Source organism: Halorubrum halodurans (assembly GCF_002252985.1).
In the GTDB taxonomy this organism is placed as follows: domain Archaea; phylum Halobacteriota; class Halobacteria; order Halobacteriales; family Haloferacaceae; genus Halorubrum; species Halorubrum halodurans.
Window position 1 is genome coordinate 1 of sequence record NZ_NHPJ01000115.1, and the last position, 19,261, is coordinate 19,261.

The 19,261-nt window shown below is 72.1% G+C and carries 21 protein-coding genes; 7 read left to right on the forward strand and 14 right to left on the reverse strand.

Features of this window, described 5'->3' with window-relative positions; all coding sequences use genetic code 11:
* The coding region (locus DJ70_RS13400) for a CBS domain-containing protein (protein ID WP_143421040.1) at nt 1-382 on the forward strand (382 nt) is incomplete at its 5' end.
* Between the two features lie 12 nt (nt 383-394).
* Here DJ70_RS13400 and DJ70_RS13405 read toward each other — a convergent pair.
* Together DJ70_RS13405 and DJ70_RS13410 are read right to left on the reverse strand one after the other, a co-directional pair.
* Nucleotides 395-1,471 carry a TrmB family transcriptional regulator gene (locus DJ70_RS13405; protein WP_094533810.1) on the reverse strand — a complete coding sequence of 359 codons (1,077 nt, stop codon included), beginning with the start codon at nt 1,469-1,471 and terminating at the stop codon, nt 395-397.
* Between the two features lie 57 nt (nt 1,472-1,528).
* Nucleotides 1,529-3,757, reverse strand: coding sequence for an alpha-amylase family glycosyl hydrolase (locus tag DJ70_RS13410; protein ID WP_094533812.1), 2,229 nt, complete (start codon nt 3,755-3,757; stop codon nt 1,529-1,531).
* A 104-nt stretch (nt 3,758-3,861) separates the two neighbouring features.
* Here DJ70_RS13410 and DJ70_RS13415 point away from each other — a divergent pair, with 104 nt between their 5' ends.
* Nucleotides 3,862-5,982, forward strand: a complete 2,121-nt coding sequence (locus DJ70_RS13415) for a glycoside hydrolase family 15 protein (protein ID WP_094533813.1) — start codon at nt 3,862-3,864, stop codon at nt 5,980-5,982.
* 235 nt (nt 5,983-6,217) lie between these two features.
* Here the strand turns inward: DJ70_RS13415 and DJ70_RS13420 are convergent, their stop codons facing one another.
* From DJ70_RS13420 to DJ70_RS13435, 4 genes are all read right to left on the reverse strand, one after another.
* Complete coding sequence (locus DJ70_RS13420; RefSeq protein ID WP_094533815.1) at nt 6,218-6,403, reverse strand: DUF7511 domain-containing protein; 186 nt, start codon at nt 6,401-6,403, stop codon at nt 6,218-6,220.
* Nucleotides 6,404-6,541: 138 nt separating this feature from the next.
* Complete coding sequence (gene hisF / locus DJ70_RS13425; protein WP_094533817.1) at nt 6,542-7,360, reverse strand: imidazole glycerol phosphate synthase subunit HisF; 819 nt, start codon at nt 7,358-7,360, stop codon at nt 6,542-6,544.
* A 64-nt stretch (nt 7,361-7,424) separates the two neighbouring features.
* On the reverse strand, nt 7,425-8,417 hold the full coding sequence (locus tag DJ70_RS13430; RefSeq protein WP_094533819.1) for a glycosyltransferase family 2 protein: 993 nt from the start codon (nt 8,415-8,417) through the stop codon (nt 7,425-7,427).
* 72 nt (nt 8,418-8,489) lie between these two features.
* Nucleotides 8,490-8,762 (reverse strand): MarR family transcriptional regulator, encoded by a 273-nt coding sequence (locus DJ70_RS13435; RefSeq protein ID WP_094533821.1) that lies wholly within the window; start codon nt 8,760-8,762, stop codon nt 8,490-8,492.
* Nucleotides 8,763-8,978: 216 nt separating this feature from the next.
* Between DJ70_RS13435 and DJ70_RS13440 the strand changes: the two genes are divergently transcribed.
* Nucleotides 8,979-9,695 carry a class I SAM-dependent methyltransferase gene (locus DJ70_RS13440; protein ID WP_094533823.1) on the forward strand — a complete coding sequence of 239 codons (717 nt, stop codon included), beginning with the start codon at nt 8,979-8,981 and terminating at the stop codon, nt 9,693-9,695.
* A gap of 89 nt (nt 9,696-9,784) precedes the next feature.
* A complete protein-coding gene (locus DJ70_RS13445; protein WP_094533824.1) occupies nt 9,785-10,300 on the forward strand; it encodes a phosphate-starvation-inducible PsiE family protein in 516 nt (171 codons plus the stop codon).
* Between the two features lie 22 nt (nt 10,301-10,322).
* On the opposite strand, the gene DJ70_RS13450 is transcribed toward DJ70_RS13445, so the two are convergent.
* Nucleotides 10,323-10,727: a TRAM domain-containing protein gene (locus tag DJ70_RS13450; RefSeq protein WP_094533826.1), complete on the reverse strand. Its 405-nt coding sequence runs from the start codon at nt 10,725-10,727 to the stop codon at nt 10,323-10,325.
* A 179-nt stretch (nt 10,728-10,906) separates the two neighbouring features.
* Between DJ70_RS13450 and DJ70_RS13455 the strand changes: the two genes are divergently transcribed.
* Nucleotides 10,907-11,812 (forward strand): dihydrodipicolinate synthase family protein, encoded by a 906-nt coding sequence (locus DJ70_RS13455; RefSeq protein WP_094533827.1) that lies wholly within the window; start codon nt 10,907-10,909, stop codon nt 11,810-11,812.
* Between the two features lie 18 nt (nt 11,813-11,830).
* Here the strand turns inward: DJ70_RS13455 and DJ70_RS13460 are convergent, their stop codons facing one another.
* Nucleotides 11,831-12,592: a YkgJ family cysteine cluster protein gene (locus DJ70_RS13460; RefSeq protein ID WP_094533829.1), complete on the reverse strand. Its 762-nt coding sequence runs from the start codon at nt 12,590-12,592 to the stop codon at nt 11,831-11,833.
* Between the two features lie 130 nt (nt 12,593-12,722).
* Here DJ70_RS13460 and DJ70_RS13465 point away from each other — a divergent pair, with 130 nt between their 5' ends.
* Complete coding sequence (locus tag DJ70_RS13465) at nt 12,723-13,163, forward strand: DUF5788 family protein (RefSeq protein ID WP_094533831.1); 441 nt, start codon at nt 12,723-12,725, stop codon at nt 13,161-13,163.
* Here the strand turns inward: DJ70_RS13465 and DJ70_RS13470 are convergent.
* Genes DJ70_RS13470 through DJ70_RS13480 form a run of 3 tightly spaced genes read right to left on the reverse strand, consistent with a single transcriptional unit; the run spans nt 13,160 to nt 15,290 of the window.
* Entirely contained in the window at nt 13,160-13,696 is a 537-nt protein-coding gene (locus DJ70_RS13470; RefSeq protein WP_094533833.1) for a Rieske (2Fe-2S) protein, read from the reverse strand. The genes DJ70_RS13465 and DJ70_RS13470 overlap by 4 nt on opposite strands.
* Before the next feature lie 58 nt (nt 13,697-13,754).
* On the reverse strand, nt 13,755-14,693 hold the full coding sequence (locus DJ70_RS13475) for an aminotransferase class IV (RefSeq protein ID WP_094533835.1): 939 nt from the start codon (nt 14,691-14,693) through the stop codon (nt 13,755-13,757).
* A 36-nt stretch (nt 14,694-14,729) separates the two neighbouring features.
* Complete coding sequence (locus DJ70_RS13480; protein ID WP_094533837.1) at nt 14,730-15,290, reverse strand: helix-hairpin-helix domain-containing protein; 561 nt, start codon at nt 15,288-15,290, stop codon at nt 14,730-14,732.
* 110 nt (nt 15,291-15,400) lie between these two features.
* Between DJ70_RS13480 and DJ70_RS13485 the strand changes: the two genes are divergently transcribed.
* A complete protein-coding gene (locus DJ70_RS13485) occupies nt 15,401-15,859 on the forward strand; it encodes a transporter (RefSeq protein ID WP_094533839.1) in 459 nt (152 codons plus the stop codon).
* Between the two features lie 36 nt (nt 15,860-15,895).
* Here DJ70_RS13485 and DJ70_RS13490 read toward each other — a convergent pair whose 3' ends face one another.
* The 3 genes from DJ70_RS13490 to sppA form a co-directional block, all read right to left on the reverse strand.
* A complete protein-coding gene (locus DJ70_RS13490; RefSeq protein WP_094533841.1) occupies nt 15,896-16,738 on the reverse strand; it encodes a shikimate dehydrogenase in 843 nt (280 codons plus the stop codon).
* A 69-nt stretch (nt 16,739-16,807) separates the two neighbouring features.
* Nucleotides 16,808-17,947, reverse strand: a complete 1,140-nt coding sequence (locus tag DJ70_RS13495) for a DUF373 family protein (protein WP_094533842.1) — start codon at nt 17,945-17,947, stop codon at nt 16,808-16,810.
* A gap of 54 nt (nt 17,948-18,001) precedes the next feature.
* Entirely contained in the window at nt 18,002-18,937 is a 936-nt protein-coding gene (sppA, locus tag DJ70_RS13500; protein WP_094533844.1) for a signal peptide peptidase SppA, read from the reverse strand.
* Between the last annotated feature and the right edge of the window lie 324 nt (nt 18,938-19,261).

The window sequence follows — 19,261 nt, forward strand, 5'->3', positions numbered from 1 at the left end:
CGTCGACGACGACGGGGTCGTCGTCGGCGTGGTCACTGAGTCGGACCTCGTCGACCTCTTCGAACCCGAGGAGGAGACGCTGTGGATCCCGATCGGGCTCCCGCCCTTCGTCGACACGCTCACGTATCAGGTGAAACCGCCGTGGGCGGACCTCGACCTCGGGATCGACCTCGTCCGCAACGCGGACCGGCCCATCTCGGAGGTGATGACCGCCGACCCGGCCACGGTGACCCCCGACACCGACGTCGACGAGGTGCTCGATCTGCTCTCCGGCGGCGAGCCGGACATCAACCGTCTGCCGGTCGTCGACGACGACGGGAGCCTGGTCGGCCTCATCGCGCGTCAGGACGTGATCCGCGCGTTCCGCGACCGGCGGATCTGACCTTCCTCCCGATCACTCGAGTTCCAGCCGGGTGAGTTCCGCCTCCACGTCCTCGACGAACGCGCCCCGCCCGCCGACGGAGACGGGCCCCTCGTCGGTCTCGATGGTGAGCGAGTTCTCGACGGGAAACTCGTTGGTCGTCGGCTCGACCATCGCCTGCTTGCTCGACCGGACGCGACCGCTCACCTCCACCGCCTCGGCGGCCCCGTCGATCCGCCTGCCGGCGACGGTCGCGCGGACGGCCTCGCCCGCTCGGCGGCGGAGCGTGGCTTGGAACGCCGCGTGTCTGAAGTCCTCGTACTCGGCCGGCAGCGCGTCCGGCTCGGCGAGGGCCGCCTCGGTCGCGGCGGGCCAGTAGTTCCCCATGAACGCGCCGACGATGACGGGCGCGAGCTGCGCCTGCGCGAAGACGATCGCCTGCCGGTCCGAGTCCGACCGACGCAACAGCTCCGGCGGCGCGACCAGCCCCCGCGCCGAGTCGACGGTGAGCATCGTCGGCATCGCCTCGGTCCAGGTCCGGACGACGCTCGCGATCGCGTCGAGGGCGGACGGGGCGTCGCCGAGCGCGTCGTGGACCTCGGCGGCGTCCGCGACGTCGGTGACGATGAGCAACACGAGGACGCCGCGCTCGCGCGCGTCCGCCAGCGTCTCGCGGACCGCGGAGAGGTGCTTCGCGGGGATCGAGAGCGTCGCCTCCCCCTCGGCGCTCTCGAGGAGCGACCGGACTCGCTTGAGGACGGTCACGCGGGACTTGACGACCTCGAACTGCTCGTCGTCGGGCTCCGCCCGCGAGTACCGCTCCTCGAGGCCGGGCCGGATCGCGTCCGCGTCCGACCGGAGCCGCTCTATCACCTCCTCGGGCGGGTTCGCCCGGATCGTCGTCGGCACGGCGTGGTCGTGGACCGAGACGAACCCGCGGTCGGCGAGCGACTCGCTCACGCTGTACACGTAGCGCTTCGAGACGCCGGCGGCGTCGGCGACGGTGCTGGCCTTCGCCTCGCCGTACTCGAGGAGCGTCAGGTACGTGTCGGTCTCCTTCTCGGAGAGCCCGAACCGCCGGAGGAGGTCCGCGAGCGTTCGGTCGTCCATACGTCGAACGGGAGAACGCGACACTTATAGCGGTCGGTGGCGGCCCGACCGGCCTCCTCACGCGAGAACCGCGACGTGCTCGACGACGACCTCCCCGTCCGCCGGCTCGCCGGCGAACAGCTCCCGATCGACCCGGTCCGGGACCGCGACGGTCGCGGGAGCCGCGCCGAAGTTCACGACGACGAGCAGTCGGCCGGCGGGTCCCGTCGCCGCCTCCGAGGCCGCCGTCCGCTCGTAGGCGGTCACCCGGTCCGGGTCGCCGTCGACGACCTCGACGGCCGCGCGCCCGGCCGCGAAGTCGACCGCCCGCGACCGGAGCGCGGGCTCGGCGTCCCGGAGCGCCGAGAGCCGACGGTGGTACGCCGTGAGCGCGGTGTCGCCGTCGTGCCAGCGGAAGGGCCCGCGCGTCGTCTCGTTGCCGCGCTCCTGGCCCGCGTACACCATCGGCGCGCCGGGGAGGGTGAACGTCACCGCCGCGGCCGCGCGCAGTGCCGCCTCGCCGTGGGACGCGAGGTAGCGGTCCTCGTCGTGGTTCTCGATGTAGCGGAGCTGCGCGCTCGGGTCGTCGAAGCCGAGCCACCGCGCGCGTTCGAGCGCGTCGCCCAGCGCGTCGGCCGGCTCCCGCCCGGCCCCGATCGCGTTCAACGTCCCGTACAGCGAGGTGTCGTAGTGGAGGTCGAACTCGCCCTCGCCGTAGAAGGGGTCGTGCGGGAGCGTCTCGTCGAGCAACAGGAAGCCGTCGGGGACGCGGTCGGCGACCTCCTTCCAGAAGCCGTGCGGGACGCCCCAGGCCACGTCCGCGCGGAAGCCGTCGACGACGGCCGCCCACTCGTCGACGACCGACAGCATCCACGCTCGGACCGCGGGGTCGTCGTAGTTCAGGTTCGGGATCCGGCCCCAGTCGAAGCGGTACTCCGGCACGTCGCCCGCCGGCAGCGCCGCCCAGTCGATCCCCGTCACGTCGGCGGCGGCGTCGGCCCGGCGGTAGCGGTCGGCGTACTCGGAGACTCCGGCCGAGTGGAGCTGGAACGCCGGGTGGTCCCGCGAGGTGTGGTTGATCACCAGATCGAAGATCACCCGGATCCCGGCGTCGTGGCAGGCGTCGACCAGCGACTCGAACGCCGCCCGCGAGCCGAGGTCGGCGGCCGTCTCGAAGTAGTCGGTGACGTGGTAGCCGTGTTCGGTCGGGGAGGCCAGCACGGGCGTCAGCCAGAGCGCGTCGATCCCGAGGCTCTCCAGGTACTCGACCCGGCGCTCGATCTCCGCGAAGGTCGTCGGGAGCGTGTCGCCCGCGAACGACCGGACGTACGCCTCGTACACCGTCGGCGACTCGGCCCACGCCGGCCGGGCGTGCGGGTCGGTCGCCGTCGGCCGCCCCTCCGAGTCGCGGCCGAGCCGCAGGGTCGCCGTCGTTCCGTGTCGCTCCGCGTGCGGGACCGCGTGGACCCGGAGGTCGCCCCCGGTCGCGCCGGTCGAATCGAGGTCCGCCAGGGGAACGGTCAGCGCGCGTTCCGTCGATCCCCCCTCGATCCGGGCGACGGTCTCGGGATCCGCGTCCCGGTCGTCGACCAGAAAGGTCACCTCGACGTCTCCGGGATCCGTCTCCGAGTCCGGCGGGACGCCGACGTCGGCGGTCACGACGAGGCGGGGGTTCCCGATGTCGTCGCCCACGCCGTCGCGGTCGCCGTCGGCGTTCCCGCCACCGCCCTCGACCCGCCAGTCGAGCGAGAGCCGGGGACGGCCCGGTCCCTCGACCTCGTGGACGACGTGGCGTTCGGTCGCGCGGTCGTCGTTGGCGACGAAACCGACGCCGTGACGGCCCGGGGGGACGCGGGTCCGGTAGACCCACTCGTCGCCCTCGCGGGTCGGGCGGTCGCGCGCGAGCAGGCGGTCGTTGTACCGCCACAGGAGCGAGACCCGGTCGACCGCGTCGTCGTCGATCGGGAGGTCGTCCGCGGAGACGCGGATCGTCGTCCCGCGGCGCTCGTCGGGGAAGACCCGGACGCGTTGGCGATGGGAACCATCCGGGGCGTCGAGCCGGAGGACGTACGTTCCCGGCGCGTCCGGGTCGAGATGGACGACCGGGTCATCGGGCCGGCTCGTTTCGCCGGGCTCGAGGACGGGGTCGTCGCCGTCGTCGTCCGGCCGGTCGTCGCCGCTGGCCCGGCTGTCGGCGGGCGTCTCGAGCAGCGTCCACTCGTATCGCTCCGACGGGTCCGGATCGCGGGGGGCCAACTCGACCGGCCGCCCGACGCTCGTCGCCCGCGGCGGGCCGGGCTCGTGCATGCCACCCACCCGAGCCCGGACGCGCTTGAACGTTTCCCACACGGAAAATCGTGATTGATAATTTCACCAAAGATTCATTCACGTTCGGCACGTCCCGGCGACCAATGCAACTACGCGACGCGCTCGACGACTACAAGCGACACGCGGGCCACGAGCGGCTCTTCGCGGGCGAGCGACGCACCGTCGAGGGACGGTTCACGGGCGGGGACGGCCGGCTCGTCCACGTCGCCCCCGACGGCGGGCTCCGCGACTTCGGCTACCCGCTCACCGGGAAGACCGGGCTCACCCGCTCGCGGTTCGGCCTCGCCGTCGACGGCGACGTGACCTGGTTCGAGGCCTCCCGCTCGCGGCAGCGCTACGTCGACGACACGCCGCTCGTCGAGACGGTCCACGAGACCGACCGGGCGACCGTGCGCCGGCACGACCTCGCGGTCGGCGACGCCCACCTGACGCGCGCGACCGTCGAGCCCGCCCCGGACGCCGACCGCGACGCCGACGACTTCGCGCTCGTCGCGTACGCGGCGTTCGCCCCCGATGGACGCGACGAGCGGGTCGGACAGCTCCGCTACGACGACGCCGTCGAGGTGTACCACGCCGACGAACACGACTTCCTCGCGAGCGCCACCGGCCTCGCCGACCTCCGCGGCCAGCTCCCGCCCACGTTCCCCGAGGTGCTCGACGACGCGCCGATGGACCTCCCGCGCGACCGCGACGCCGCCCGCCACGACGAGGAGCGGCTCTCCGGGGAGGTCGTCGTCGAGGTCCCCGTCGAGGACGGCGCGGCCACCCTCGGCACGCTGCTTTCGGACCGGTCGGAGACGACCCGCGAGGAAGCTCGGAGCCGTCTCGACACGCTGTTCGCCGAGCTGGACTCCCCGGAAGCGCTGGCGGCCGCGGCCGCCGACACGACCCCGGCGGTTCCCGCCTCGGTCCCCGAACGCGAGTCGGTCGTCGCGGACCTGCGAGTGCTGTCGCTTCTCTCCGCCGAGACGGGGCTCCGGATCGCCGGCCCCGACTTCGATCCCCACTACCAGCACTCGGGCGGCTACGGCTACACCTGGTTCCGCGACGACGCCGAGATCGCGACGTTCCTCCTCGAGTCGGACGACCGGCTCGGCCTGGAACTCGACGACTGGCACGCCCGATCGGCCGCGATGTACGTCGAGACCCAGCGTCCCGACGGCTCCTGGCCCCATCGGGTGTGGCCGCGGAACGGCGCGATCGCGCCCGGCTGGGCGAACGCGCGCATCGAGGACGGCCCCGACGTGGACTACCAAGCCGACCAGACCGGCAGCGTGATCGCCTTCCTCGCGCGGGCGAGAGGGGCGGGCGTCGACGTCGACGGGCTCGACGCGACGCTCGTCGACGGGCTCGACGCGACGCTCGTCGACGCGCTCGCGAGCCTCGACTCGACGCTCGCGGACGACGGCCGCCCGGTGGCCTGTCAGAACGCCTGGGAGGACTCGATCGGCCGGTTCACGCACACGACCGCGACGTTCCTCGAGGCGTACGGCGCGCTGGCGCGTCACGGCCGGGGGCTCGAAGACGACGAGTCCCGGTTCGGCGGCGATCCGGCCGCCCACGCCCGCGACCGCGCCCGCGAGGTGTACGACGCGATCGACGACCTCTGGCTCCCCGACCGCGGCCGGTACGCGCTCCGCGAGACGGTCCACGGCGACCTCGACGACCGGATCGACTCCGCGACGCTCGCGCTCGCGAGCGCGCACCGCGCGTACGACGCGCTCGGCGAGGAGGACGCGGAGTCGGCGGCCGGCGGCGCGGTCGACGACGAGCGGCTCGACCGGCTGGTCTCACACGTCGAGACCGTCGTCGACGGGTTGACCCGCGAGACGGACGAGATATCGGGGCTGTTCCGCTACGAGGGCGACGGCTGGCGACGCGGCGACCAGCCGACGGAGAAGGTGTGGACGGTCTCGACCGCGTGGGGCGCACACGCCTGCGGGGAGCTCTCGGCCCTGCTCGACGCCCGCGACGACCCGCGGGCCGAGCGGTTCGCCGAGCGCGCCCGCGACCTGCTCGGGCTCGTCTCGCCGGCCGGACCGCTGTGTGAGCCGACCGGCTACCTCCCCGAGCAGTTCTTCGACGACGGGACGCCGGACAGCGCCACGCCGCTCGGGTGGCCCCACGCCATCCGGCTGGCGACCGTGGGACTGCTCGACGACCACGACGCGTTGGCGGCCGAGCCCGTCCCCGCCGACGACTGACCGATCCCGAGACGGGAACGGTGGCGCGCCGGTGAGCGCCAGACGGGCGCGAACCGCCCGCGAGGGACGTCGCGAACGAAGTGAGCGACGAGGCTGGGGAGGCGTGAGGTGCGGGACGGTTGCGGTCGGGTGGGACTTTGGCGGTGTACTCCGCGTCAGCAGCGTCAGCAACGATCGACGTGGGCTATCCTCCGATCGGTCGAACGCCGCTGATGAATCGACCGTACCGAACCACCTACCGCCACTCCTCGCGCGGCACGCAGTCGGCCGCCCGCACCGTGATCCACCGCGTCGTCCGCTCGTCGGGGTCCCGATCCGCCTCGAAGAACGTCACCTCGGCGTCCGAGGACTCCTCATCCGCCGCCGACCGGCAGACGATCTCCGGCCGCTCGCCGCGAACACGCATCGGTGACGTGGACATACATGATCGTTCATGGTCCATCGGATAATAGTTGTCGGTCTGGACTCGCGTTCGGGAAACGTCGGACACGACAGCCGAACCGCCGGATCGATCCACAGAACTGATCGAACGTCCAGCGTGTGGGGTCGCGGTCCGGTCCTACAGCCGAACCGGAACGCCCCGCTCGTCGAGGTACTCCTTCGTCTCCTCGATGGTGTAATCGCCGAAGTGGAAGATGGAGGCGGCGAGCCCGGCGTCGGCGTTCGCCTCGGTGAACACCTCGTACATGTCCTCCGGCCCGCCACAGCCCGACGAGGCGATGACGGGCGTGGAGACGGCCTCACACACTGCCGTCATCAGCGGGACGTCGTACCCGTCCTTCGTGCCGTCCATGTCGATGGAGTTGACGAACAGCTCGCCCGCGCCGCGCTCCTCGGCCTCCTTCGCCCACGAGACCGCGTCGATCCCGGTGCCCTCGCGGCCGCCCTTCTTCGTACACTCGAACCACACCTCCTCGCCGTCGGCGTCCTCGTAGAAGTGGTCGCCGGCGTCGTCGTGTCGGCGTCGGGCGTCGACGGAGATGACGATACACTGGGAGCCGAACGCGGCCGCGCCCTCCTCGATGAGCTCGGGTCGCTCGAGCGCGCCGGTCGTGATCGACACCTTGTCCGCGCCCGCCCGGAGCGTCTCCTTGATGTCCGCCTTCGTCCGGATCCCGCCGCCGACCGTGAGCGGGATGAAACACTCGTCGGCGACCGCGTTCACCACGTCGAGCATCGTCTCGCGGCCCTCGGCGCTGGCGGTGATGTCGAGGAAGACGAACTCGTCGGCACCCGCGGCGTTGTACTTCTTCGCCAGCTCGACCGGGTCGCCGGTGTACTCCAGGTTCTCGAAGTTGACGCCCGTGTAGACGGCGGCGTCGCCGTCGTCGTCGAGGTCGACGTCGATACAGGGGATGATCCGCTTCGTGAGTCCCATTCGTTGTCGACCGTTCGCGACGAGGGAAGTAAAAGGCGCGGGGACGGGGCGGGCGGTCGCGTACTCACTCCCGGACGTCGTACCGGGCCACCGCGCGGTCCGCGCGCGTCGAGACGCCGTTGGGGTTGCGCGCGGGGCTCCGGTCGCGCGCCCGAGCGACCAGCCCGTCGGAGCCGCCGGAGACGATCCCGGCGACCACGTCGCGGCCGTTCGCGACCCAGCCCGACGGCGTGGCCTCGCCGCGGACCACGTCGCGGGCGACCGCGGTCGCGTCCGTGACCGCGTGCTTGCCGGTTCGAACCAGCGTCGTGGGGCGGACGCCGTAGTTCTTGGCGAGCCGGTACGCGAGCGCCCGGTACTTCCAGCCCCAGTTGCGGGCGGCCCGGCCGCCGTCTGCGGCCGTCGGGCTCGGCGGCTCCTCGACGACCGACACCTCGGAGCGCCAGACGACCTCGCGCTCCATCCGCGCGAGCCGGTGGGAGGCGTCGCGTGCGCCGCCGATCCGGAGGTACTCGTCGAACCCGTCCAGATCCCGCAGCGCCGCCCGCCGGAACGCGACGTTCCCGCCCGCGAAATACGTCACCTCCCGACCCGCGATCCGACGGCGCTCCGGGCCCTCGGGATCACCACGCTCCCCGGCGTCGGTCCCCGCGGGGTCGTCGACCTCGGCGGCGGTCCCTTCGCCGGCGGTCCCTTCGGGCGCGGTCCGCGACCCGGCCGAGCGGACCGGCCCGGTCACCACGTCCGCGTCCGCGAGCCCCGCACGGACGCCCGCGAGCCACGACTCGCCGATCCGGTTGTCGTAGTCGACCAGCGCGACCACGTCGCCGCCCGCGACCTCGATGCCCGCGTTGCGGGCGACGTTGACGGTCCGGTCGGAGATCTCCACGAGGACGTCGACGTCGTCGCGGCCGCGTACCATCCCGGTCGTGCCGTCCGCGGAGGGACCGTTGACGACGATCACCTCCGCGCCGGGCGCGTGTGCCGCCAGCGCGTCGAGGCAGGCGGCTAACCGGTCCCGACCGTTGAGCGTCGGGACGACGACCGACAGATCCATACGCGTGTCCATCGGGTCGAGGGTAAAAAAGGGCTCCGTGGTGGGACGGCGAGATCGCGCGCTGGAACCGATCTAGACCGTCAGGAAGTAGACCTGCTTGCGGGCGTCCTTGAAGCTGTAGCGGGAGTCGACGAGCTCCTCCTCCTCGAGGCGGTTGAGCGCGTAGCGGACGGTGCGGTCGGGCAGCAGCGACTCCTCGGCGAGTCCACCCTGCGAGAGGGGAGCGTCACCCTCCAGGACCTTCGCGACGAGCTTGGCGCTCGGCGGGAGCTCGCGCAGCCGCTCGCGGTATTCGCTCTCGGTGAGACGGTCCTGATCGGCTGACTCCACGGGACTGGTACTCATACGCCCGAGAGAATCCGTGGCCGATGGTAAAGGTTGGCTACATACAGGGGTATACGATGGTTATTATATAAGGTGTTAATATCACGGTCGCCGTCCGATCGCCGCCACGGACGGTCCCGGATCGCCGGCGCCCCGGAGGACTCCCCCCGGTCGGGGAGCCTCCCGGCGACGCGCATCCAGTACGGTTTTGGTCGTTCGGCGTCCACCGGAGACAACGTGAAGGGTCAGGACTGGTATCAGGCCGACGAGGTCGCCGAGGAGTACGAGGACCTCCGCTTTTCGGGCGGCGGGGCCCTCATCGACCGGCGCGAGAAGGAGGCGGTGCTCTCCGCGCTCGGACCGATCGACGACGGCCACCGGGTGTTGGAGGTCGCCTGCGGCACCGGTCGGTTCACGACCATGCTCGCGGACCAGGGGGCGGACATCGTCGGACTCGACATCTCCAGGGAGATGCTCGAGCAGGGGCGGGAGAGCGCCGCCGAGGCGGACGTCTCGGACGCGGTCGAGTTCCTGCGTGGTGACGCCTCCAGGCTGCCGTTTCCCGACGACCACTTCGACTCCGTCGTCGCGATGCGCTTTTTCCACCTGATGGACGAGCCGCTCGAGTTCATGCGGGAGCTCCACCGGGTGAGCAGCGATCAGGTGTTCTTCGACACGTTCAACGCCCGCAGCCTCCGGGTGCTGTACACGTGGCTGCTCCCCATGGGCTCGCGGCTCTACTCCGAACGGCAGGTCGCGGACCTCCTCGGGACGGCCGACATGACCCTCGCGGACGAGGAACACGACTTCGTGCTGCCCTACGGCTTCTACCGTGGCCTCCCGAGCGCCGTCGCGAAGCCGTTCCGGGCCGTCGACGAACTGATCGGGAACACGATCCCCGGCGACTACGTCGCCACGGTCTCCTACTGGGACGCCCGGATCGCGGACGAGTGAGGGCACGGCGACCGAGACCGCGACGCGCGCCGCCCGGTCGCCGACCGACCCACAGACTATACGCGTGACGACCGTACCTCCGATCGTCCATGAGCGGCGACGACGGATCGACGTCCCCGAGACCCGCCTCGGCCGAGGGAGCGGACGACGTCCCGCTCTCCGACCGGTACTCCCGTCTCGTCGACCGCTTCGTTCGCGTCGTCGAACTGGCCGCCGCGACGGTCTTCGCGCTGCTTTTCGCCGTCGGGGTGTTCGACCTCATCATCCAGATCCTCGGCGCCGTTCGCAGCGGGGCGATCACCGACCCGCTCGTCGTCATCGGCTTCATCGACACCGGCCTGTTGCTTCTGATCATCGTCGAGGTGTATCAGACGGTGCTCGCGTACGTGAACGAGAACGACACCCGGCGGATCGTCCGGCTGGTGATCTACACCGGCGTCATCGCGATGGTGCGGAAGGCGATCATCTTCCGGACCGGGGAGTACGCGAGCACGCAGGACGCCCTCCTCGCCGCCGCCGCGTACGGCGTCATCATCCTCTCGCTCGTCGCGCTCCTCTGGATCGAGCGGACCGCGGCGGGCGACGCGGCGCTGTTGACCGAGTGACTGCGGGCCGACCGACTCCCCGCTAGACGTCCTCGTCTATCACTTCACCGACCGCGAAGTTCGATTTCACTTCCGTCACCTCGATCTTGACGCGCTCGCCGACCTCCGTGTCGGGGACGATGATCACGTACCCGCGCTCGACGCGGGCGATCCCGTCGCCCTGCTTGCCGAGGTCCTCGATCTCGACGTACCGCATCTCGCCGGGCTCGACCGGCGGCTGCGGGCCGTCGCCGGCGGACGCGGACGCGCCGTCGCGCTCGTCGCTCTCGCCGCCGCCGCCCCGATCGATGAGCGCGACCCGGTAGGTCTCGCCCGCCTCGATCGACCCGGTCTCGACCTCGCGGCGCGGTACCTCCACGACGTACTCGCCGTCCTCCTCGCGGACGTCGGCGCTGAACAGACAAAGGAGCTTCTCGGAGATTTCCATGATATACTCCGACCGGTACGTCGAGACCGGTTACCATAGTTGTACCGCTGCCGACCCGCGGCCGCGGTCCGAGCGACGCCCGCCGCTCCGCCCTCCGCGGTCCCGCGTCCGGCTCCTCGCTCCCGGCAACCGCCGCGGGGGGACGAACCCCTTTGTGACGCCCCGGCGAACCGAGTTCCATGACCGGACCCGAGTTCCGCCAGGGAGCCGTCTCGCCCCCGATCGTGACGCCGTTCGACGACGCCGGCGACGTCGACGCCGACGCGCTCGCGAGCCACGCCGACGCGCTCGTCGAGGCGGGCCTCGACGGGATGGTCCCCTGCGGGACGACCGGGGAGTTCGCCAGCCTCGACGACGCGGAGTACCGCACGGTGGTCGAGACGGTCGTCGAGGCGGTCGACGGGCGGGTCCCCGTGGTCGCCGGCGCGGCGGACACGACCGTCTCCGGCGTGCGCGAACGCCTCTCGTTCGCCGCGTCCGCGGGTGCCGACGCGGGGCTCGTCACGCTCCCGTACTACCACACCTCGACCGACCCCGAGGGACAACTGGCGTTCCTCGAGGCGGTCGCCGACGACGCGCCGCTGCCGATACTCCTCTACGACATCCCGTCGACGGTCGGCGAGGCGATCGATCCGGGCGTGATCGCCGACGTCGCCGCCCACGACGCGGTCGTCGGGGCGAAGGACACGACCGGCGACGTCTCGGCACTGGACGCGAAGATCCGCGCGACCCCGGACTCCTTCACCGTCCTCCAGGGGTTCGACTCCCAGCTGTATCCGAGCGTGTCCCTCGGGGTCGACGGAGGGATCCACGCGCTCTCGCAGGTGATCCCCGAGGCGTTCGTCGCGATGGGCGACGCGATCCGCGCCGGCGACGACGACCGCGCCCTGCGGCTCCACCGTCGGGCGATCGTCCCGCTGTTCGATCGGTGTGGCGAGCACGGCTTCGCGCCCGCGACGAAGGTCGCGGCGGCCCACCGGGGATTCGTTCCGGACCCGGCGGTCCGGCCGCCGCTGACGCTCCCCGACGAGGCAGCACGGGAGGCGATCCGCGCCGACGTCGACGCGGCGCTGGACGCGGTGTGAGACGGTCGACGCGGCCCGTCACTCCCCGCCGATCGGCGTCCCGTCCGCGTGCTTCGGCCCCTCCGAGTCGAAGACGACGACGTCGCCGTCGGCCCGCTCCGCGGCGGTCGGGTCGTAGCCGTCCCGCACCGCGATCGCTTCCTCCAGCTCCCGGATCGCTCGCTCCTTCAGCGCCGCCGCCAGCGACTCGGCGTCCTCGCGGGCGATGTCGCGGCCGAGTCCCTCGCACTCGTGGGCGCGAACTATCCCCTCGCCGTCGACCGCCTCGCCCATCGGCTGGCTCGTCCCGCCGAGCGCGACGCTGAAGGGGTAGGTCCGACAGATCAGCGGCCGCGAGTCGTGGACGGTACAGGCTCCCCGCCCGTCCGACTCCTCGTAGAAGGTACAGTCGCCGCAGTCGTCGGTCGCGAGCGCCCACTCGAAGGTCTCGCCGGCGGGGTCGCCGTCCTCACCCGCAGCGAGCCCGTACGGCATGGGGCGGGCCACGTCGCGCCAGTCGTACGCCCCGTCGACGGCGGCGTCGGCGACCTCGCGGACCTCGTCGGGGAAGACGGTCGCGGTGTGCGGTTCGCGGTCGTCGCGGTCGCGGTCGCCGTCGGCCTTGCTGTCGACCTCGCTCTCGTCCTCGTCGGCCGGCGCGCCTCCCGGCTCGTCGGGCGCGTACCCCGTACAGCAGCCGCCACAGCGCGTACACTCGAAGCCGATCGACTCGATCGCGTCGGCCAACTCGGCCACGTCGAGGTCGCGGGCGCGGTCGAGTTCGGCTTCGAGCGGTTCCATGCCGTCGTTTGCTCGCCGAACGGGTTAACGGCGTCCCTCCCCGACCGGACCGATCGCGTTCGACGCCCCGTCTCACGGGACGAACCGCACGGCGAAGGAGCGAAGTGCGACCGCCCCCTACGCCCCGGTCGTGAGAGAGTACGAGCGGAAGGGACTCCTCGAGCGCGTCGAGCGCGAGGCGGCCACGGTCGGCGCACGGATCCCGGAGGAGATCGAGGTCCAGGGGGAGCCGATCGACCTCCAGTCGTTCGTCTTCGAGATCAAGCGGCGGGAGACGGTCCCGCCGGGCGAGCGCGACCGCGTCGAGCGGGCGAAACGGAACCTCCGCCGCGAGCGACTCGAGCGGCTCGAGCGCATCGAGGAGAACGAGGTGAGCTACGAGCGCGGCGAGGAGCTGGCGGCGTCGATCATCGGGATCGACCGGGCGCTGGAGGCGCTCGAGGGGCTGAACGCGCCCGACCTCGAGACCGAGGCGAAACGGCAGGAGGCCGCGGACCGGAAGCGGTGGATGAACTTCCTCAAGAAGGCGCTCGGCCGCGAGGACGCCGGCGGCGGCCGCACGCGCTTTTAGTTTCCGGTGAAGTCGATCCGCGAGTCGCCGGCGTCGTCGTCCCGGTGGCTCGGACCGCGCCGGACGAACTCGTAGGCGTCGTCCGCGAGGTACACCGCGCCGTCGTCGACCGTCACGTCGACGCCCTCGAGCACCGCGCCCTCGCAGGGGCCGAAGTTACAGTAGCCCGTCCCGCCCTCGAAGGTCGCGCCGTGTTTCTGACAGAACACCTCCCCGTTCCGGACGAACGCGCCGTCGTCCTTGTCGAGGCGCACGTCGGTCCAGTGTTGACAGTAGTTGCGGAACGCCGAGACGTCGTCGTCGAGCCGGAGCAGGATCGCCTCGGCCTCGAGGAAGCCGCCGCCGTCCGTCTCCGCGTCGTCGATCTCGGCGCCGCCGTCCGTCTCCGCGTCGTCGATCTCGGCGCCGTCGTTCGTCCCCACGTCGCCCTCGCTCTCGTCGACCGAGTCGGGGTCGACCGGACGGAGCGTCACGAGAAGCGTGCTGTCCTCCGGCACCTCGTCGAGGGCGGCGATCCGCCGGTCCGCGTCCATACGAGTCGGTGGCCTGCGGCCGGTTTGAACGTTGCGCGTCGGACCGGGGACCACGCTCCTACGACCGGTCGTCGTAACACGCCGCCTCCACGCGCCGGTCGAACAGCCGCGAGAGCAGCGTCGTGAGCGGACCGGCGACGTCCTCCCCGTCGCCGTCGACGGCGATCCCGTCGACCGTCCGGACCGGACGGATCCCCCACGTCGCGTTCGCGAGGAAGACCTCGTCCGCCTCGCGCACCGCGCTCGGGGCGTAGGAGCCCTCCTCGACCGGGACCCCCTCCGCCTCGGCGATCCCGATCACCTCCGCCCGCGCGACGCGGGGAACGACCGGACCGTCGAGCGCGGGCGTCCTGAGCCCCTTCCCGTCGGTGAAAAAGAGGGTCGAGTCCGCCCCGCCGACGACGTGGCCGTCGGCGTCCGAGAGCAGCGCCTCGTCCGCGCCGGTCACCCGGAGTTCGAGCCGCGCGAGGAGCTCGTTCACCCGCGCGTGGGTGGTCGCGTCCGCGGGAACCGCCCGATCCGGCGTCCTCCGCGTCTTGACCGTCTGGAGCGTCGCCGGGGCGTCGGAGACGGGCTCCGCGTCGACCCCGCCCCGCGGGAGCGGTCGGGCCGTCACCACGACCGTCGGATCGCCGTCGATCCTCGGATCGAACCGATCGTCGGGCCCGCCGCCCGGCCCGGCCCCGATCGCGGGGCGACCGCGGGTGATCGAGACCTCACAGACCGCGTCCGTCAGGTCGTTCGCCTCGAGCGTCTCGTCGACCCGATCCCGAAGGGCCGCGTCCGAGAGCCCGTGCTCGATCGAGAGCGCCTCGCAGCTCCGGGCCAGCCGGTCGGCGTGTCGATCCCAGCGAAACGGGACCCCGCCGTACGCCCGAACGGTCTCGGCGGCCGCGTCGCCGTAGCGGAACCCGCGATCGTCGACGCGGACCGTCGCCGACTCCGCGGGGACGATCTCGCCGTCGACGTGATACCTGCGATCCGCGTCGCCGGTCATGTGTGGTGCCGGAGCGGCCGGTCGCCTCGTGACACCTCAGAACTCCTTGGCGCGGTCGATCCACTTGCCGGCGCGCTTCTCGCCGACGCTCGTTCCCTCGGCCACCTCGGCGGGATCGGCGGCCGCGAGGTCCGCGACGGTCTCGATCCCGATCTCGCCGAGCCGCTCGCCGTACGCCGGCCCGATCCCCTTGATCCGCTCTACGGGCTCGCCGTCGACGACGTCCCCGTCCGATCCGTCCGCGTCGGTTTCCGCGCCGAGGTCGTCGTCCGCATCGTCCGCGGCGTCCTCGTCCGCGGCGTCCCCGTCCGCCTCGACGCCGCCGACCTCCTCGTCTTCGCGGTCGGTCGGCTCCTCGGCCGCGGCTTCCGCCGCGTCGGTCCCTCCGGATCCCCCCTCCGTTGATCCGTCGCTCCCGTCGGTTTCCCCCTCGTCCACGGCGACGTCGGCGGTTCCGGTCGCCGTCGTCTCGCTGCCGGCGGCCGTTCCGTCGTCGCCGGCGTCCCGCTCGACCGTCACCGTCGTCTCCCCGCCCTCGTCGTCCGACGAGTCGCTCCCGAACCCGAGCTTCTCCTTGATCTTCTTCAGCAGGGCCATTGGGGTCCGATACACGCGCCCGATATTTAAAGGCCCGCGACGGACGCGGCCGTTGACCGTCGGGGAGGCCGTCTCGCCGCGGTTAAGTCGCCGCGGCCACAGGATCGGACATGTCGATCGTCGATGCGGTCATGTGGTCCGTACACGTCGGGTTCGCGGTGCTCTGGACTGGAAGCGTGTTGTTCGTCGCGCTCGCGCTCGTCCCGCCGGCGACCCGCGGCGACGTCGGAAGCGACGCGCTCGCCGCGGTGATCGGCCGGCTCCGATGGATCACCAGGATCGCGGCGCTGGCGTTCCTCGCCACCGGCGGACACATGGCGGGGACGCTGTACACCGTCGAGTCCCTGACCGGCACCGGGCGGGGCCACCTCGTGCTCACGATGCTCGGGCTCTGGTTCCTGATCACGGGGCTCGTCGAGGTCGCGAGCGGGAAGCTCCTCGACGGACTCGAGACCGGGAAGCTCCGAGAACCCGCCCGCGACGCGAAGCCGTTCTTCTACGGCGCGGCCGCGCTCTCCGTCGGGCTGGTCCTCACGGCCGGACTGCTGGCGAACCCCTTCGGAGCGTAGGGCTCCCCGGTCGACGCCCGCCGCTCGTTCGGACGTTCACTCGAGTCGATCGCGGAGCGCCGCGTTCATCTCCTCGACCGGCGCGTCCTCGCCGGTCCAGCGCTCGAACGCCTCGACGCCCTGGAAGAGCAGCATCCACGCGCCCTCGATCGTCGTCGCGCCCGCCGTCGCGGCCTCGCGCAGGAGCCGCGTCTCGGTCGGGGTGTAGACGGCGTCGAGGACGGCCAGGTCGGCGTGGAGCAGGTCGGCGGGCACCGGCGTCGCGTCCTCCTCCATCCCGACGCTCGTCGCGTTCACGAGCACGTCCGCCGCGGGCACCCGATCCTCGAGCCCGTCGAGGCCGCCCCCGGTCGCGCCGGGCACCTCCGCGGCGAGGTCGGTCGCCCGCTCCGTCGTGCGGTTGGCCACGTGGACGCTCGCGCCGGCGTCCGCGAGCGCGAACGCCGCCGCGCGGCCCGCGCCGCCCGCGCCGACGACGACCGCGTCGCTCCCGTCGAGCGACACGCCGTGACGCTCGAACGACCGGGTCACGCCCGCCGCGTCCGTGTTGTAGCCGCGCGGAGCGTCGCGCCCGCCGCCTCCGGCGTCGTTTCCGCCCTCCCCGCCGTCGGGAAAGACGACCGTGTTCACCGCGCCGATCCGCTCGGCGAGCGGATCGGGCTCGACGGCGGCGAGCACGTCGCGCTTGAACGGGATGGTGACGTTGAGGCCGGCGACGCCGAGCGCGGCCGCGCCCTCGACCGCCCGCGCGGCGTCGTCCGGATCCGGCTCGAACGTGACGTAGCGCGCGTCGATCGAGAGCGCCTCGTAGCCGGCCTCGTGCATCGGCGGCGACAGCGAGTGGCCGACCGGGTTGCCGATCAGTCCGTAGACGTCCATACCGGCCGGCCGACCCGAACGGACAAAAACCCGCCCCACTCGCCCTCGGTTCGGCGCTCCGCGTCGGCGTCACTCGCCCTCGGTTCGGCGCTCCGCGTCGGCGTCGGCCTCGATGACCTCCTCCAGCGTCTCCGTCCCCACGTCGCTCGCGACCTTGACGCCGACGAGCGAGACGACGACGCCGGCGACGATGAAGGCCGCCAGCCGCTGGGCGGGCGCGACCGCGAACCCGGCGACGACGGTGGGCGGACGGAGCGCCTCCTGTTCGAGGAAGTAGCCGGCGAACCCGCGCACGACGAGTGCGACGGCGACGATCACGAACGGCAGGTTGAGGTACGGCGTCCGGATCCCCTCGTCGCGGATCAGCTCGTCGAGCAGGCGGCCGACCGCCGCGGTCACTCCGGCGATCGCGAGCCACGGGACGGCCTCGTAGGTGAACTCCATCGTCTGGACGGTCAACGGCGCGTCGCCGAGCTCCGTGGCCGCCAACACCCCGAAGAACCCCCCGACCAGGGAGAGCCCGGCGGCGACGACGTACGTCACGACCGACACCTGTCCGGCGTACAGCGCCTCGCGAACGCGCTCGGGCATCCCCGCGACCAGCCGGTCGATCCCGAGTCCCTTGTACAGAAGCGCCGCGCCGAGCAGCCCCGCGACGCCGGCGACCGCGGCCGCCGCGGAGAACCGGACGAAGAGGACGGGGAGCAACAACAGCGCGATCCCGATCGGGACGAGCACGGTCGAACGGAGCTGCTCGTCGGCGAGGAACTGCTTCAACAGGTAGTAGGTCGACTCCAGGTCGTGGGCCTGCCGGACCACGACGCGGTCGACCCCGTCGACGGGCATCCGCGACTCGACTATCGGGAGGACGCGCTCGTCCTCCGCGGAGTCGACGACGACGATCGCGGCGCTCGGGTCGTAGCGGTCGACGAGGTCGTCGAGCTGGGCCGCGATCGAGCGGTCGGCGCCGACCGGGCTCTCGCTCTCGGCGGAGACGACGGCGACCACCGACTCCTCGCGCTCGTCGCGGAGGTCGCGGGCGACCCGGAGCGCCTCGAGCAGGCAGTTGACGCTGGCGTCCTCGGGGTCCGCGACCCCGGCGTCGGTGACGAGCGAGCGGACCGCCTCCCACCCCGCCACGGGCATCGGAACGTTGGTGGCCCGTCCGATCGTCCCGGAGCGATCCACGCAGATGACCAGCGTCGTCACGGGTGGACTCACACCCCGCCGGAGTAAAAAGCCTCTCCGTGGCGGCGTCTCCGCCTATCGGAACTCGACCTCGACGTCGCGGCCGTCCCCCCCGAGGACGCTCGCGACGCCGTTGCCGGCGGCGAACGCGACCCGCTCCGCCCCGATCCCGAGCCGCTCCGCGAGCCCGCGATCGGGCGTGAACTCCCGTACCGCGACGTCCTCGCCGATCGACTCCGCGATCCGGTCTTCGACCGCCGACTCGACGCCGAGCTCGTCGACGAGGCCGATATCCAGGGCGTCGGGCCCGAGGTAGACGCGCGCCTCCGTCTCGCGGATCGTCTCCGGGTCCATCTCCCGGCCCTCGCTCACGGTCTCGACGAACTGCTCGTAGTAGCCGTCGATGAGCGACTGGAGGTACTCGCGCTCGTCGTCCTCGATCTCCCGCAGCGGGACGCCGGCGTCCTTGTACTCGCCGGCGGTGAACTGCTCGTAGGAGATGCCGAGCTTGTCGGCCAGTCCGGCCGCGTTGGGGCGCGAGCCGACGACGCCGATCGAGCCCACGAGGCTCCCCTCGCGGGCCCACAGCTCGTCACAGCCGCTCGCGATCCAGTAGCCGCCGGAGGCACAGAGGTCGGTCGCGTACGCCACCGTCGGCCCGTCGAAGTCGGCGACCGCCCGCCGGATGTCGTCGCTGGGGACGACCTCGCCGCCCGGCGTGTTGAGGTGGACGAGCAGCGCCTCGACGTCCTCGTCGTCGTCCGCGGCCTCCACCTGCTCGACGACCTCGTCGGCGGTCGTGCCGCCGGGCCCGGAGAGCGGCGAGGGGCGGCCCTTGTCCCGCTTTATCGGCCCCGACACCGACACCTTCGCGACGTTGTACTCCTCCGTGTCGCCGAACCGGCCGCGGGTGAGCCGGCCGACGAGTCGCTTGCCAGCCACCGCGCCCGCCGCGCCCACCGCCGCGGCCGCGAGGAGGTCCGTTCCGGTCGAACGCGCGTCGTCGTCCATACCGGCGATTGGTGGCGGGCGCGTTTCACGTTGTTGGCTGCGGTTCCGATCCGATCCCGGTTCATCCCGGATTCGTCCTGATCTCAGCCCGACTCAGCCGGATCTCGTCTTCGTCTCTTCGCCTCGGCGCGCCTGCGAGCGCCCGGCAGGGCGCGAGCAGCCCGCGAGGGACGCGGTGAGCGGTGAAACCGCGAACCGCGAGGCTGGGGAGGCGTGAGGTGCGGTGCTGTGTGGTTGGGCGGGTGGGGCTCAAAGGGGCAGTCGCGAGGGCGAAGCACGGCGACGGAAGCACCGCAGGAACGAGCGAAGCGAGTGACGAGGAGC

What these genes read in the sequence shown, in the direction of transcription:
- sppA (WP_094533844.1), bottom strand. Translation starts at nt 18,937, where the DNA reads ATGGACGACGACGCGCGTTCGACCGGAACGGACCTCCTCGCGGCCGCG.
- DJ70_RS13490 (WP_094533841.1), bottom strand. Translation starts at nt 16,738, where the DNA reads ATGGACGTCTACGGACTGATCGGCAACCCGGTCGGCCACTCGCTGTCG.
- DJ70_RS13450 (WP_094533826.1), bottom strand. Translation starts at nt 10,727, where the DNA reads ATGGAAATCTCCGAGAAGCTCCTTTGTCTGTTCAGCGCCGACGTCCGC.
- DJ70_RS13480 (WP_094533837.1), bottom strand. Translation starts at nt 15,290, where the DNA reads ATGGCCCTGCTGAAGAAGATCAAGGAGAAGCTCGGGTTCGGGAGCGAC.
- DJ70_RS13430 (WP_094533819.1), bottom strand. Translation starts at nt 8,417, where the DNA reads ATGGATCTGTCGGTCGTCGTCCCGACGCTCAACGGTCGGGACCGGTTA.
- DJ70_RS13420 (WP_094533815.1), bottom strand. Translation starts at nt 6,403, where the DNA reads ATGTCCACGTCACCGATGCGTGTTCGCGGCGAGCGGCCGGAGATCGTC.
- DJ70_RS13485 (WP_094533839.1), top strand. Translation starts at nt 15,401, where the DNA reads ATGTCGATCGTCGATGCGGTCATGTGGTCCGTACACGTCGGGTTCGCG.
- DJ70_RS13415 (WP_094533813.1), top strand. Translation starts at nt 3,862, where the DNA reads ATGCAACTACGCGACGCGCTCGACGACTACAAGCGACACGCGGGCCAC.
- DJ70_RS13470 (WP_094533833.1), bottom strand. Translation starts at nt 13,696, where the DNA reads ATGGACGCGGACCGGCGGATCGCCGCCCTCGACGAGGTGCCGGAGGAC.
- hisF (WP_094533817.1), bottom strand. Translation starts at nt 7,360, where the DNA reads ATGGGACTCACGAAGCGGATCATCCCCTGTATCGACGTCGACCTCGAC.
- DJ70_RS13410 (WP_094533812.1), bottom strand. Translation starts at nt 3,757, where the DNA reads ATGCACGAGCCCGGCCCGCCGCGGGCGACGAGCGTCGGGCGGCCGGTC.
- DJ70_RS13460 (WP_094533829.1), bottom strand. Translation starts at nt 12,592, where the DNA reads ATGGAACCGCTCGAAGCCGAACTCGACCGCGCCCGCGACCTCGACGTG.
- DJ70_RS13475 (WP_094533835.1), bottom strand. Translation starts at nt 14,693, where the DNA reads ATGACCGGCGACGCGGATCGCAGGTATCACGTCGACGGCGAGATCGTC.
- DJ70_RS13405 (WP_094533810.1), bottom strand. Translation starts at nt 1,471, where the DNA reads ATGGACGACCGAACGCTCGCGGACCTCCTCCGGCGGTTCGGGCTCTCC.
- DJ70_RS13435 (WP_094533821.1), bottom strand. Translation starts at nt 8,762, where the DNA reads ATGAGTACCAGTCCCGTGGAGTCAGCCGATCAGGACCGTCTCACCGAG.
- DJ70_RS13445 (WP_094533824.1), top strand. Translation starts at nt 9,785, where the DNA reads ATGAGCGGCGACGACGGATCGACGTCCCCGAGACCCGCCTCGGCCGAG.
- DJ70_RS13455 (WP_094533827.1), top strand. Translation starts at nt 10,907, where the DNA reads ATGACCGGACCCGAGTTCCGCCAGGGAGCCGTCTCGCCCCCGATCGTG.